Here is a 14,682-nt window from a genome sequence, read left to right as displayed (position 1 = left end):
TCTTATTTTAAATTCTTAATGTTTTCAGCTTCTAACTCTTTAAAGTACTTAACCGTTTTTACTTTAAGTTCTTGAGTTGAAGGTTCATCACAAACAATGACGGATTTAGCATGAAGTTGTAATGCCGATACTGTCCATAGGTGGTTGACTGAGCCTTCTACCGCAGCTTGTAAAGCAAGTGCTTTATTATGGCCTGTGATCAAAATCATAACTTCTTCAGAATCTAGTAGAGTACCAACGCCAATAGTTAGCGAATATTTAGGTACTTGGCTAATATCACCATTGAAAAAGCGTGAATTTGCAATACGGGTATCTTCGGTTAGAGTTTTGATACGTGTACGTGATGATAATGATGAAGCCGGCTCGTTAAAAGCAATGTGGCCGTCGTTACCCACACCACCCATGAACAAATTAATGCGTCCATACGATTTAATTTTATCTTCGTAACGTTTGCACTCTGCTTCGTGATCATCGGTGTTACCGTTCAATAGATTGATGTTCTTTTCTTGAATATCAATGTGCTGAAAAAAATTCTCATACATGAATGAACGATAAGATTCAGGATGATCAGAGGCTAATCCTACGTATTCATCCATATTAAAGGTGACAACGTGCTTGAAGCTTACTTCGCCATCTTTATGAAGTTTAATCAATTGCTTGTATGTGTTTAGAGGTGTCCCACCTGTCGGTAAGCCTAAAACGAAAGGTCGGTCTTCAGTTGGGTTAAACTTATTGATTTTATTGATAATATGACGTGCTGACCATAGGCCAACTTCATTTGCATTATTGAGTGGAATGAGTCTCACAGTACACCTCTATAGGACATAAACAAAAATGGATAATAGGACATTTATTTCATTATTTTGCATGATAAAATAAGTTTTGAAAACTATCTAGTCTAAATAAGATAAATCCTTCACAAGAATTACGCAAACTGGCAAATAACTCTTGATAAAGATCACAAATAACAGGCTTTTAATTTGCGGACTAAAATTAATTGCATAGACTGTCGCTGTACTAAATTTTTTAAGAAAAATAAGTAATACGAATTTTACCAAATCCTATAGGGGGGAATTACGGTGAATATACTTGGATACGCACAAAGACTAGGTAAAGCGTTGATGCTACCTATTGCAACACTACCTGTTGCGGCGCTTTTACTTCGTTTGGGTCAACCTGACCTGTTAGATATTGCATTTATGGCATCGGCTGGTAATGCGATTTTTAGCCAGTTACCTTTACTCTTTGGTTTAGGTATTGCAATTGGTTTATCAAAAGATGGTGCGGGTGCGGCTGGTTTAGCCGGTGCCGTTGCTTATTTCGTTTTAACTGCAACAGCGCAACAAATTAATGCTGACGTTAATATGTCATTCTTTGGTGGTATCTTTGCAGGTATCATTGCAGGACATTGCTATAACGCATTCCACGCTACTCGTTTGCCTGAATGGTTAGCCTTCTTCTCTGGTCGCCGCTTAGTTCCAATTATGGCGGGCTTGGTTGCTGTGGTTGCGGGTGCAGTGTTTGGCGTTGTTTGGCCTATGGTCCAACACGGTCTTGATACTTTAGCTCATGGTATCTCAACTTCTGGTGCAGTTGGTCAGTTTATCTACGGCACTTTAAACCGTGCGTTGATTCCTGTTGGCCTTCACCACGTACTGAACTCTTACTTCTGGTTTGGTATGGGCTCATGTCAAGAAATCATGGTAACGGCAACGGGTGCATTCTCTAATATTCATCAATTGTGTGTAGACCCAGCGATTGCGAAGACATTAGTGGTTGGTCAAGAGCATACCTTTACGTTCAAAAATGCAGTAACACCAGAAATCACAGCAGTGGTTGATAGTGTGAAAGAGACCATTAAAACCGGTGATCTAAACCGTTACTTTGGCGGCGATAAATCGGCTGGGGTATTCATGAATGGTTTCTTCCCAATCATGATGTTTGGTCTACCTGGTGGTGCGCTTGCTATGTACCTAGCGGCTCCTTCTGAGCGTCGTGGTCAAGTTGCTGGTGCCTTATTCTCTGTTGCATTCTGTTCATTCCTAACGGGTATCACAGAGCCTCTAGAATTCATGTTTATGTTCCTAGCACCAGGCCTATATGCGGTACACGCCGTATTAACGGGTCTGTCTCTAGTGGTTGCTAACATGTTTGGTACATTGCATGGCTTTGGTTTCTCAGCAGGTCTTATCGACTTTGTGTTGAACTGGGGTCTAGCAACGAAACCTGTGACATTATTGATTATTGGTTTAGCATTCGGTGCAGCTTACTTCTTTATCTTTAGTTTCTTAATCCGTGCGTTCAACATGAAAACGCCTGGTCGTGAAGACGAAGAAGTTGCCGCTCCTGCAAGCAAATCAAAGCAACCTTCTGGTGCGGTTGCACGTCAATACCTGAAAGCTCTTGGTGGCCATGGTAACGTGACAACGATTGATGCTTGTATCACTCGCTTACGTTTAACATTGAAAGATCGCTCTATTGTTGACGAAGCCGTGTTGAAAAAGCTTGGTGCTAAAGGGGTTGTTAAGTTAGGTGAAAATAACCTACAAGTTATTCTCGGCCCATTAGCTGAAATCGTTGCTGGAGAGATGAAAGAAATTCCAGCTTCTGATGACTTATCGGATGTTGTTTTACCGTAAGTAAATCTACACCGTTGATTAGAAAGGCTCCCTATGTGGAGCCTTTTTTTATTCTAAAAAATAGAATTATGACTCTTTGGGCTTCTTTTTAGGCTTTTAACAAAGAAAATACTACTTCTAGTTGTGTAAAGGGCTAGAATTGTGGATCATTAGCCCTAATTATAAAAAGACTCTTATATTTATTGAGGTACTATCGATGAGTGAAGCTGAGGCTCGACCATCTAACTTTATCCGTCAAATTATTGATAAGGATTTAGCGGATGGTAAACACACTGGAATCCATACGCGTTTTCCACCAGAACCTAATGGCTATCTGCATATTGGCCATGCAAAGTCTATTTGCTTAAACTTTGGCTTGGCACAGGATTACCAGGGTAAGTGTAACCTTCGCTTTGATGATACCAACCCAGCGAAAGAAGACATTGAATACGTTGAATCAATTAAACAAGACGTAAATTGGTTAGGCTTTAATTGGGATGGCGACATTTGCTATTCATCTAACTATTTTGATGCGCTATATGCTTACGCGGTAGAGTTGATTGAAAAAGGTTTAGCTTACGTTGATGAGCTGACGCCTGATGAAATTCGTGAATATCGTGGTACGTTAAAACAGCCAGGAAAAAATAGCCCGTATCGTGACCGTAGCGTTGAAGAAAACTTAGCGTTATTTGAAAAGATGCGTAACGGTGAGTTTGAAGAAGGTAAGGCTTGTCTTCGTGCGAAGATCGATATGGCATCTTCATTTATCGTTATGCGTGATCCTGTTCTTTATCGTGTGCGCTTTATTAGCCATCATCAGACGGGAGATAAGTGGTGCATTTACCCAATGTACGACTTCACTCACTGTATTTCGGATGCGTTAGAAGGGATCACTCATTCATTATGTACACTGGAGTTCCAAGATAACCGACGTTTGTATGATTGGGTATTGGAAAATATCACTATTGATACGAAACCACATCAATACGAATTTAGCCGTCTAAACTTAGAATATACAGTGATGTCTAAGCGTAAGCTAAACCAATTAGTAACAGAAAAATTGGTTAACGGCTGGGATGACCCTCGTATGCCAACGATTTCTGGTTTACGTCGGCGTGGCTTTACTCCTAGCTCTATTCGTGAGTTTTGTTCACGCATTGGTGTGACTAAACAAGACAATATGATCGAGTTTAGTTCTTTAGAAGCGTGTATTCGTGAAGATTTAAATGACAATGCTGCTCGCGCAATGGCGGTCTTAGATCCTGTCAAAGTAATTATTGAAAACTTTGAAGGTGAAGAAGTTCTGACGATTGCTAATCATCCAAATAAGCCTGAAATGGGTAATCGTGAAGTACCTTTTACACGTGAAGTGTGGATTGAAGCGGATGATTTCCGTGAAGAAGCCAACAAGAAATACAAACGCTTAGTTCTTGGTAAAGAAGTGCGTTTACGTGGTGCTTATGTGATCCAAGCTAATCGCATTGAAAAGGACGCAGAAGGTAATGTGACTACTATTTTCTGTAGCTACGATCCTGATACATTAGGTAAAAACCCTGCTGACGGCCGTAAAGTCAAAGGTGTTATTCATTGGGTGTCTGCTGAAAAAGGTCTAGAAGCGGATGTTCGTTTATACGAACGACTTTTCACTGTACCAAACCCAGCCGCTGCGGATGACTTTGCTGCGACAATTAATCCTGAGTCTTTGGTTGTTAAGAAAGCATTTGTTGAGCCAAGTTTAGCAAACGCAGAAGCAGGTGTGGGTATTCAATTTGAGCGTACAGGCTATTTCTGTATTGATTCAAAAGATTCGGCACCAGAAAGCTTAGTGTTTAATCGTACCGTTGGTTTACGTGATACGTGGGCCAAGATCGACGCGTAATAAGCAATATCTTTATGTAAGGTGGGAAGTCTCTCACCTTATTGGTTTATTTCGTTAATTTTGGTTTTGTATAAATTAAAAACGCACCTCAAAATGAGATGCGTTTTTTTATTGGTAAGCTTAAAGCTAATTTGGCTTAGTTTTACTTAGTTTGATGTGCATTGGTGTCGGTTTTACAATTTCCGTTAGCACAACGGCCATATAAGTAAAGGCTATGGTTAGTTAATTTAACATTGTACTTAGCGGCAATTTCTCTTTGACGTTCTTCAATAACGTCATCAGAAAACTCAATAACTTCACCGCAATCTAGGCATACTAGATGATCGTGATGGTGCTGAGTCGATAATTCGAAAACAGACTTTCCACCTTCAAAGTGATGACGAGTTACGATACCAGCATCGTCAAATTGGTTTAAAACACGATAAACGGTTGCAAGACCAATTTCCTCACCAAGATCGATCAGTTTTTTATATAAATCCTCTGCACTGATATGTTGGCAGTCTGGTTGTTGCAATACCTCTAAAATTTTCAAACGAGGTAAGGTGACTTTAAGACCTGCTTCCTTTAGAGCTTGGTTGTTATCTGGCATTATTCTTTCCTGTGAGATTCTGCATTGAACAGAAAGCATGAATGACATCAGTAAATATGACTCGAACTACACGACCAAGTTCACTGCGTTTCATTATATGTTGTCAAAATGTATCTAAAATGACTATAGCATTAGAGTGATGATAACAAAATACCTCACAGTGGAGGTATCTCCATACATCACAAAATTTTGATTAATCAGCTAATTCTGCCAAGCACATTTCATCATAAATTTGTTTTGACCACGCTTTTACACGTTCATCGGTTAATTCAGGTTGACGATCTTCATCAATGCATAGGCCGATGAAGTTGTCGTCATCCACTAATGCTTTAGAAGCTTCAAACTCATAACCTTCCGTTGGCCAATAGCCAATGATAGTACCGCCTTTCGCTTCAACGATATCACGAATTGTGCCCATCGCATCACAGAAGTATTCTGCGTAATCTTCTTGGTCACCACAACCAAAAATAGCGACAAGTTTGGTTGAGAAATCTATTGCTTCAAGTTCAGGGAAAAAGTCATCCCAGTCACATTGGGATTCACCGTAATACCAAGTTGGAATGCCAAGCAGTAATAGATCAAAATTATCAATATCTTCCTTGCTGCTCTTCGCAATGTCTTGTACGTGTACAAGTTGTTTGCCAAGTTCTTTTTGTATCATTTTCGCAACCGCTTCAGTATTACCCGTGTCGCTACCAAAGAAGAGTCCTACACTTGCCATAGAAATATTACCTATATGTCTACTACCGGAAATACCGGTATCAATCTAATTAAAAAAGTATACGTTATAGCTGCACGGCTTTAGCCTAAGCCTGTACCTTCCCAGCTTATTTGGATTAACCCTTTCGCGACAAAGCCCGCACAACCTAAAAATAGAACAAGCCATACAATACGACGGCCAAAAACGGGAACATTACCTTGTTTTAAAACATCTTTGATGGCTAAACCAATCAATAAAAATAATGACGCAAAAAACAGATCTAAGCCCAGAGATTCAATGGTATTGATGTGTTCGTAAAGCATGCGTTTGATCACCGTTATTTTTTAACAAAGAACTATAGCATTAATCCAATTGAAAGTTAATGCGAAGTCGGCTTTGTCATCGGGTTAAATACGAACTATTTCGTAATAAAACGGCGAATAGAACGTAGTACTTCAGCTGGCTTTTCTGCATGCAACCAATGGCCAGTATTAGCAATGATATGCGCTTTACTGTTTGGAAATTGCTCTAAAATAGCGCTTTGATGTTCTGGCATGAGGTAATCGGAGTTTGCACCTTTTAAAAATAAGGTTTCACCAAGAAAAGGAGAAATGTTCGTCCAGCTTTGTATATGGTGGTAATTGCCAATGATGCCATCTACATTGAATAACCATTGCATGTACCCATCTTGGAGCTGTAATGATTTTGCGAGAAATTGGCGAACACCATCTAATTCAATGTGCTGGGCTAGGAAATGTAATGCTTCTTTACGGGTCTTCGGCTTATTTTCAATGACCGCATTTAATCCGGCAAAAACATTATCATGCCGTCTTTCTTGATAGGAAATAGGGGCCATGTCTAACACAATTAATTTGTTAATTTTGTCAGTAGCAATATTGGAAAGCGCCATTGCTGCTTTGCCTCCCATTGAGTGCCCAATGATGGTGGCGGATGTAATATTAAGGTCCGTTAATAGCTGGTTGAGGTCAGCTGCCATGGAAGGGTAGTCCATGATGTCGCTATGAAAAGATTGGCCATGATTGCGTAAATCAACGCTAATAACGGTATGGTCTGCAATTAAATCTCGGGCGAGTAGACCTAAATTACCCAAACTGCCGAATAGACCATGTATAAGGAGAATGACAGGGCCTTGACCCTGAATGGTATGGTTAAGTTGTTGGGGATTCATGATAATCCTGTAGCCGAAAGTACGAATTAACATCATAATACAGCAGTAATGAGAAAGTAATCACTTAACCGTTCAAAACATAATGCTGACGAACAAGTAAAAGTGTCTGTTTTTGTATAACTACTTGTTCTTAAATCTTAAATGCGGTGTTAAGTGAAATAGCTATACTAGGTATAAGTTAGAAAATTATAATAATAGGAAGCAATATGCAAAAACGACTGATTGTGGGCGCTTTGATGCTATGTCCCATCATTGGCGTAGCAGATATATTACCGCAGCATAAGGACGGTATTGTTGAATTCTGCTCTACATGTCATGGTGTTAATGGTGTATCTACTCTTGATCATATTCCTAATTTATGGGGGCAATCTGACCAATACCTACGTGAGCAAGTTGAAAATTTTCGCAGCAAGAAACGCCATACAACTTTTATGGATGCCTTTATTTATCAAATTACTGATAAACAAATGGATACGATCATAAAGCATTACTCTAGTGTACCTGATGCTTTAACATTTAAATTGCAGTGGCGTGGCGATAAGTGGCCTGGTGATATGGAACTCGGTGAAAAAATTGCCTATAGCGGAAAAATGGAAGCCAATGTTCCTTCTTGCGTAGCATGTCATGGCCCTAGTGGCGTTGGCGTTAAACCAGGTATTCCTCGTTTAGCAGGACAAAATTCAGCTTACTTGATTAATCAAATGAAATCGTGGAAAGACGATACAAGACCGGCTGGTGCAATGTCGATCATGGGACCCATTGCTAAGTCGTTAAGCGATGAAGAAATAACAGCCGTTTCAGATTATTTTGCCTCACTTGGCACACCGGTAGTTCAAAAAGCAGCGGGGATGACGAAATGAGATGCTTATTATTAAGCCTATCGCTATTCAGTGCGTTTACTTTTGCTAGTGGTGGCCATAAAGATTTAGGAAGTGTTGAACCAGGTAATTTACTTGCTCAAGGAGAAGGTTGTCACCACGTTCCTGACTGGAATAATCTGCCAGAAGAGCATTTTGCTGAAGCGGTAAAACGTGGTTATTCAATTTTTATGAATAGCCAACAATTGAAAAAATCTGGAACAGTAGGGAATGGTTTAAATTGTACTAACTGCCACTTGTCTGGTGGCCGCCTAGCCAACTCAGCTCCAATGTGGGCAGCGTATGTTTCTTACCCTGCTTATCGTGGTAAGAATAAGAAAGTGAATACTTATGAAGACCGATTGCAGGGGTGTTTTGCTTATTCAATGAATGGTAAGCCGCCAGAAGCGGTCAGCCAAACGATTTTGGATCTGACGGCTTATTCTTATTGGCTAGCAACGGATGCCAAGGTGAATGCGAAAATTCCAGGTCGTGGCTTTCCTAAATTAGAACAACCAGAGCTCACTCCTGACTTTACTCGTGGACAAGAAGTGTACTCGACACAGTGTGCGCTTTGTCATGGCGATAATGGTGAGGGACGTAAAGTGGATAATCGCTACGTGTTCCCGCCGCTTTGGGGTAAAGATAGCTATAATTGGGGAGCAGGTATGCACCAGATCAGCTCTGCGGCTAACTTTATTAAAGCGAATATGCCATTAAGTAAAGGAAATAGCTTAACGGATCAACAAGCGTGGGATGTGTCGGTTTTTATTAATAGTCATGAGCGTCCGCAAGATCCTCGTTTCAGTAAATCAGTTGCAGAAACGGCAAAACAGTTTCATGCCAAAGATTCACTATACGGGACGCCATCTGCATTAGATAAGCATGTGCTAGGTTCTAAAGCATACTGATCAATAAAAAATGTGGAAACGACAACCTCTATGGATCTCCATTCATAGAGGTTTTTTATTGACGGTTATTTGTTCAGTTAACCTAGGTAGCGAGAAGAAATAAAACATTCAGTGATCAAAACGATCTTTTTTATTAGTAACTCAGAGCAATTAGCATAGAGTATCTTTTCAGTTATAGGTATAATCATTTCAGAGTTTAAACAGATTGAGATTGTGAAAAGCCAATGAAAACCATTGAAGTAGATGAAGAACTTTATCGTTATATTGCGAGCCAAACCCAGCATATTGGTGAAAGCGCCTCGGATATTTTACGTCGACTTTTAATCGGTGAGCAGCAAGGATCACAAGTTAATACAAATGTGGCTAAGCCCGTGACTGTTGAAACACCAACTAAGCCGGCAAAGCAAGAGAAGCCTGATGGCGTTAAAGTGATGCGCTCTTTGTTGATTTCTGATGAATTTGCAGAGAAAGATAAAGCGATTGATCGTTTTATGATGATCTTGTCTTCGCTTTATCATATTGAAGCGACAAGTTTTGCTGAAGCAGCTAAAGTGAAAGGGCGTACGCGTGTTTACTTTGCCGATAACGAAGAAACGTTATTAGCAAGCGGTAAAACAACCAAACCTCGTTCGATTCCTAATACGCCGTTTTGGGTTATTACTAATAATAACACTAATCGTAAGCGTCAAATGGTGCAGCAGTTAATGACTCAAATGGGTTTTCAAGCAGACTTGATTGATAAAGTATGTAACGCCATCTAACGTTAATTACAACGATTTAATAAGAGCCTCATAATATTTGAATCATCACGTATTATGAGGCTTTTTCAATTTTATAATTGTAAAAAAGGATTATTGAATGTCTCTTCACCCTAGAGCAGGTACCAAAACGTTACCTGAAGATTTAGTTAATATTCCCGCTCTCGTGAGCGATTATTTCTTTATTGAACCAGATGCGGAAAATGTTAATCACAAGGTTTTATTTGGCACGTCAGGCCACCGCGGTTGTTCAACTAAGGCGACATTTAACCAGGTTCATATCTTAGCGATAGCTCAAGCCGTTGCTGATGAACGTATGGCTGCCGGATTACAAGGACCCATGTTTGTCGGTAAAGATACTCATGCGTTATCAGAGCCCGCTTGTCGTTCAGTCGTCGAAGTATTGGTTGCTAATGGTATTGAAGTGATTGTTCAGCAAGATAACGGCTTTACTCCTACGCCGGGCATTTCTCATGCGATTTTAACTTATAATCTTGCACATCAAGATAAATCAGATGGCATTGTGATCACGCCATCACATAACCCACCGCAAGATGGCGGTATCAAATATAACCCAAGCCATGGTGGTCCAGCGGAAGCGGAAATTACTCAACGAATTGAAGATAAAGCGAATCAATATATTGCGGCTAGGCTGCAAGGGGTAAAACGTTGTGCTAATTCGTTAGATAAAGTAAAGGCGGTTGATCTTGTACAGCCTTACGTTGACGATCTAGTGAACGTGATTGATATTGCTGCTATTCAAAAAGCAAATATTAAAATTGGTATCGATCCATTAGGCGGTGCAGGTATTGAATATTGGCGACGTATTGCCAAAACTTATCAACTCGATATGACGTTAGTAAATGAAACCGTGGATCCATCTTTTCAGTTTATGACGTTAGATAAAGATGGTGTCGTTCGCATGGATTGTTCATCCCCTTATGCGATGGCGAGCCTGTTAGCATTAAAAGATGATTATGATTTAGCCTTTGGTAATGACCCAGACTATGACCGTCATGGTATTGTTACCCCGCAAGGCTTAATGAACCCTAATCACTATTTAGCGGTTTGTATCGATTATTTATTCCGCCATCGTACTGAGTGGAAATCAGATGTTCAAGTGGGGAAAACACTCGTATCAAGCGCGATCATTGATCGTGTAGTTGCCGATCTGGGTCGCGATCTATGTGAAGTACCTGTTGGCTTTAAGTGGTTTGTTGATGGTCTATATGAAGGCCGCTTTGGTTTTGGTGGTGAAGAAAGTGCTGGAGCATCGTTCTTACGTAAAGATGGTACGCCTTGGTCGACCGACAAAGATGGTATTATTTTATGCCTGCTAGCGGCTGAAATTACCGCAGTCACGGGAATGAACCCACAGCAATATTACGATAAATTAGCCGCTAAACATGGTGCGTCAGAATACAACCGAATTCAAGCGGTAGCGAATACTGAGCAGAAAAATGTTCTGAAAAGTATGTCAGCTGAAATGGTGAGTGCCGATGAACTGGCTGGTGAGAAGATCACTGCGCGTTTAACACATGCTCAAGGTAATGGCGCTGCGATTGGTGGTCTTAAGGTAACGACTGAGAATGGTTGGTTTGCTGCTCGCCCATCGGGGACCGAAGATATTTATAAAATTTACTGTGAAAGTTTCAAAGGTAAAGACCATTTAAAGCGAATTGAACAAGAAGCCCAAGAAATTGTGAATCAAGTATTTGCTAATGCGGGTTTATAAGTTCAATCGTACTAGATAGTGGTCGGCATAATCCAATGCTGAAAAAGTAGCGGGGCTGTAATGGTCTCGCTTTTTTATATTTTAAGCCCGAGCATGTGGCCATTCATTTGGTAATACAAACCAAAAGTCACCAGATTGGCTCTGACAATGTACAAATTCTTGTCCTATTTGCTTTAATTGTGGCGAATTCGTTTCTTTTCCTGTTAACCATTGGCCTTTTTTTAATATATACAATGGTTCATTGATATTGCTTAAGTCATCAGCGTAGCACCAGTAGCCATAGTCTTGAGACTGTTCGATGGGATAGCCGAGACAGCTGGTTGGTGTGGGTTCATCTCGAAAAGGGTTAATATACAAACGTCCTTGCATTAGTAATTTAGGCTTAATATCACCTAGGTCTGGGTATTGTTGTTGAAAGCATGGGTGTTGAGACATGGTGAGCTGGTGGTTCAACATGTGTGAGAGTTTTAAATCTAATCGGTCGCGGCTATTTGGGCCATACCATAAACCATCAAATAAAAGATAAAACTTAATCGCTACCTCCCAATGTTCTGCAATCTCCGTTACGGTATTCTTGAGAACAAAATCTAAAGCACCAATAGTTTTTCCTTGATGGTTAAGCTGAATTTCTTCTGCCACAATTTGATAGTCAGGATGAGAGGCAAAATACTGGTGGCACAAGTGCTGATACCAAAAACCAAGACGAGAGTTTCCTGAATAGGGTAGCGGTTGAGGTGATAAATGTTGGCTGAATGGATTGTCAGCGAATTCAGCTTGATTAGGTTGTAATAGCGGCGAGTGATGTGACATCCAGTCGCTGATTTTTACAAATAGACTCTGTTGCTCCTGCAGAGGAATAGCATATTTTATCGACACTTAAGATTTATCCTTGTCTTGTTGAGCTTGAAGTCATTGATGATTGACTGTTATAACATGGCATTAATAGCAGAATGCGATCATTAAAAGGTTTAGATTATGAATAACCTACAATTAGAGACATTACTCAATCAAACTCTATCACCTCAATTAGTAAAAGACTATTGCCCTAATGGATTACAAGTTGAAGGAAAAGAAAGCGTCAAAAAAATTGTAACCGGTGTGACTGCATCGCAAGCTTTAATTGAAGCGGCAATTGAGCAAAAAGCCGATGCTATTCTGGTGCATCATGGTTATTTTTGGAAAGGCGAACCTCAGTCTATTATTGGGATGAAGGGGAAGCGAATTCGAACACTGATCCAAAATGATATCAATTTATATGCCTATCATTTACCGCTCGATATTCACCCACAATTGGGGAATAACGCACAGCTTGCTCAATTACTTGGTATTCAAACCCAAGGTGGTTTAGAAGGGCACCCGCAGTCGGTTGCCATGTACGGTTCGTTTAAAACACCGCTGTCAGGACAAGAGTTAAGTCAAAAAATAGGCACATTACTTAACCGTAAGCCATTGCATATTTCACCCGATGAGCAAGGTAAAGAAATTAAAACCATTGGTTGGTGTACTGGTGGTGGGCAGGATTATTTAGAATTAGCGGCTCAATTCGGTTTAGATGCGTTTATTTCAGGTGAAATATCTGAACGAACGACTTATATTGCTCGTGAATTAGGCATACATTATTTTGCTGCGGGTCATCATGCGACTGAGCGCTATGGTGTGAAAGCGCTAGGTGAATGGTTAGCACAAGAGCACAATTTTGATGTGACGTTTATTGATATTGATAACCCAGTCTAATCTCGTCCTCGAGAAACGAGAAACGAGAAACGAGAAACGAGAAACGAGAAACGAGAAACGAGAAACGAGAAAGCGAGCCTTAATAGCTCGCTTTTTTATTTATTATTTTCTTAAATTATACTATTCACGCTCTTGTAGAGGTTTGAAATCTCTACTCAATTTACCAGTATAAAGTTGGCGAGGGCGACCGATACGATTATTTGGATCATCATGCATTTCATTCCAATGCGCAATCCAACCAATGGTACGAGAAAGCGCGAAAATAACCGTAAACATTGATACCGGAATACCAATTGCTTTGAGGATAATACCGGAGTAGAAATCAACGTTAGGGTATAACTTTTTCTCAACAAAATATGGGTCAGAAAGGGCAATACGCTCTAATTCCATTGCCACATCCAGTAATGGGTCTTGAATATTAAGCTCAGAAAGTACTTCATGACATGAATCGCGCATTACTTTCGCGCGCGGATCATGGTTTTTGTAGACTCGGTGACCAAAGCCCATTAGGCGGAATGGGTCATCTTTATCTTTCGCGCGCTCAATATATTCAGGAATATTTTCAACACTGCCAATCTCTTCTAGCATTTTCAAGCATGCTTCGTTGGCACCGCCATGTGCAGGTCCCCAAAGAGAAGCAATACCAGCAGCAATACAAGCAAATGGGTTAGCGCCAGATGAACCAGCTAGGCGAACCGTTGATGTTGATGCATTTTGTTCGTGATCGGCATGCAGGGTAAAGATTTTATCCATCGCACGAGCGACTACTGGATTCACATTGTACTCTTCACAAGGGTTAGCAAACATCATGTGTAAGAAGTTACTTGCATAATCGAGTTCATTTCGAGGGTAGATGAATGGTTGACCGATTGAATATTTGTAACACATAGACGCAAGTGTCGGCATTTTAGATAACAAGCGGAAAGCAGTAATTTCACGGTGTGTCGCATTATTAATGTCTAATGAATCATGGTAGAAAGCCGCTAAAGCGCCGACGACGCCACACATCACTGCCATTGGGTGTGCATCACGACGGAAGCCATGGAAAAAGCTAGCGATTTGTTCGTGAACCATGGTGTGATCAGAAACGATTTTCTTGAATTTTTCATATTCAGCGCGTGTCGGTGCTTCGCCATAAAGCAAGATATAGCATACTTCTAAATAATCAGCATTGTTGGCAAGTTGGTCGATTGGGAAACCACGGTGGAGTAAAATACCTTTGCCACCGTCAATGTAAGTGATTTGGGATTCGCAAGACGCAGTAGCAAGAAAACCTGGGTCAAAAGTGAAATAACCGCTTGCACCTAATTTGCGAACATCCACTACATCAGGGCCATTTGTGCCGCTTAAAATAGGGAGCTCAATAGGTGCCTGACCTTCAATATGAAGGGTCGCTTTCTTATCCGCCATGACATTCTCCTTTGTAAATTATTTATCCATCCAGGATATTTTGTGTGTGGTTTTTGTACTCAGATTCATGTCCAAAGTCAATTATTCTACTTCGAAGTGTGTGCTGCTTATAGTTTTTCGTGTGGAAAAAGTTAAAAATATGTTCTATGTAGCATATTTTGTTACATGAATTGAATTTGTGTGTTAGCGGTCGTATAGTGCTAATGAAAATTTTGGTTAACGCCTTATTTTATCAGGGGTTTCGGAAGCTGCTCTCGGTGAGGTAGATGTTTAATTAACAAAAAAATTCATAGATAAACTGG

Annotated in this window: 14 protein-coding genes; 7 read left to right on the top strand and 7 right to left on the bottom strand. The window is 40.3% G+C overall.

The features are described from left to right. Window positions 1-2: 2 nt before the first annotated feature. Window positions 3-806, bottom strand: coding sequence for a glucosamine-6-phosphate deaminase (gene nagB, locus VRUMOI_RS08585; protein ID WP_089140125.1), 804 nt, complete (start codon window positions 804-806; stop codon window positions 3-5). A 273-nt stretch (window positions 807-1,079) separates the two neighbouring features. On the opposite strand from nagB, the gene nagE reads away from it, so the two are divergent. Both nagE and glnS read left to right on the top strand, forming a co-directional pair. After that, window positions 1,080-2,639: an N-acetylglucosamine-specific PTS transporter subunit IIBC gene (gene nagE / locus VRUMOI_RS08580; RefSeq protein WP_089140126.1), complete on the top strand. Its 1,560-nt coding sequence runs from the start codon at window positions 1,080-1,082 to the stop codon at window positions 2,637-2,639. A gap of 196 nt (window positions 2,640-2,835) precedes the next feature. Then, window positions 2,836-4,497 carry a glutamine--tRNA ligase gene (gene glnS / locus VRUMOI_RS08575; RefSeq protein WP_089140127.1) on the top strand — a complete coding sequence of 554 codons (1,662 nt, stop codon included), beginning with the start codon at window positions 2,836-2,838 and terminating at the stop codon, window positions 4,495-4,497. Window positions 4,498-4,639: 142 nt separating this feature from the next. Here glnS and fcrX read toward each other — a convergent pair whose 3' ends face one another. The 4 genes from fcrX to VRUMOI_RS08555 all read right to left on the bottom strand — a co-directional run bounded on the left by fcrX (window position 4,640) and on the right by VRUMOI_RS08555 (window position 6,975). Continuing rightward, entirely contained in the window at window positions 4,640-5,086 is a 447-nt protein-coding gene (gene fcrX, locus VRUMOI_RS08570; protein ID WP_089140128.1) for a ferric iron uptake transcriptional regulator FcrX, read from the bottom strand. A 193-nt stretch (window positions 5,087-5,279) separates the two neighbouring features. Next, window positions 5,280-5,807: a flavodoxin FldA gene (fldA, locus tag VRUMOI_RS08565; protein WP_089140129.1), complete on the bottom strand. Its 528-nt coding sequence runs from the start codon at window positions 5,805-5,807 to the stop codon at window positions 5,280-5,282. Between the two features lie 80 nt (window positions 5,808-5,887). Continuing rightward, entirely contained in the window at window positions 5,888-6,109 is a 222-nt protein-coding gene (locus tag VRUMOI_RS08560) for a DUF2788 domain-containing protein (RefSeq protein ID WP_089140130.1), read from the bottom strand. A gap of 95 nt (window positions 6,110-6,204) precedes the next feature. Then, entirely contained in the window at window positions 6,205-6,975 is a 771-nt protein-coding gene (locus VRUMOI_RS08555) for an alpha/beta fold hydrolase (protein WP_089140131.1), read from the bottom strand. Window positions 6,976-7,181: 206 nt separating this feature from the next. Here VRUMOI_RS08555 and VRUMOI_RS08550 point away from each other — a divergent pair, with 206 nt between their 5' ends. From VRUMOI_RS08550 to pgm, 4 genes are all read left to right on the top strand, one after another. After that, a complete protein-coding gene (locus tag VRUMOI_RS08550) occupies window positions 7,182-7,835 on the top strand; it encodes a c-type cytochrome (protein WP_089140132.1) in 654 nt (217 codons plus the stop codon). Beyond that, window positions 7,832-8,743, top strand: a complete 912-nt coding sequence (locus VRUMOI_RS08545) for a c-type cytochrome (protein WP_089140133.1) — start codon at window positions 7,832-7,834, stop codon at window positions 8,741-8,743. The genes VRUMOI_RS08550 and VRUMOI_RS08545 overlap by 4 nt, the downstream gene beginning before the upstream one ends. A 224-nt stretch (window positions 8,744-8,967) precedes the next feature. Further along, on the top strand, window positions 8,968-9,504 hold the full coding sequence (gene seqA / locus VRUMOI_RS08540) for a replication initiation negative regulator SeqA (protein ID WP_089140134.1): 537 nt from the start codon (window positions 8,968-8,970) through the stop codon (window positions 9,502-9,504). Window positions 9,505-9,601: 97 nt separating this feature from the next. Then, window positions 9,602-11,236 (top strand): phosphoglucomutase (alpha-D-glucose-1,6-bisphosphate-dependent), encoded by a 1,635-nt coding sequence (gene pgm / locus VRUMOI_RS08535; RefSeq protein WP_089140135.1) that lies wholly within the window; start codon window positions 9,602-9,604, stop codon window positions 11,234-11,236. A gap of 81 nt (window positions 11,237-11,317) precedes the next feature. Here pgm and VRUMOI_RS08530 read toward each other — a convergent pair whose 3' ends face one another. After that, the gene (locus VRUMOI_RS08530; protein ID WP_089140136.1) at window positions 11,318-12,046 is read right to left on the bottom strand and encodes a DUF1853 family protein; all 729 of its coding nucleotides are present in this window, start codon (window positions 12,044-12,046) and stop codon (window positions 11,318-11,320) included. Window positions 12,047-12,211: 165 nt separating this feature from the next. Here VRUMOI_RS08530 and VRUMOI_RS08525 point away from each other — a divergent pair, with 165 nt between their 5' ends. After that, window positions 12,212-12,970 (top strand): Nif3-like dinuclear metal center hexameric protein, encoded by a 759-nt coding sequence (locus tag VRUMOI_RS08525; protein ID WP_089140137.1) that lies wholly within the window; start codon window positions 12,212-12,214, stop codon window positions 12,968-12,970. Window positions 12,971-13,090: 120 nt separating this feature from the next. Here VRUMOI_RS08525 and VRUMOI_RS08520 read toward each other — a convergent pair whose 3' ends face one another. After that, complete coding sequence (locus VRUMOI_RS08520; protein ID WP_089140138.1) at window positions 13,091-14,380, bottom strand: citrate synthase; 1,290 nt, start codon at window positions 14,378-14,380, stop codon at window positions 13,091-13,093. Window positions 14,381-14,682: the final 302 nt, after the last annotated feature.

Source organism: Vibrio rumoiensis (assembly GCF_002218045.2).
GTDB lineage: Bacteria > Pseudomonadota > Gammaproteobacteria > Enterobacterales > Vibrionaceae > Vibrio > Vibrio rumoiensis.
This window is presented reverse-complemented; position numbering and strand designations above follow the sequence as displayed.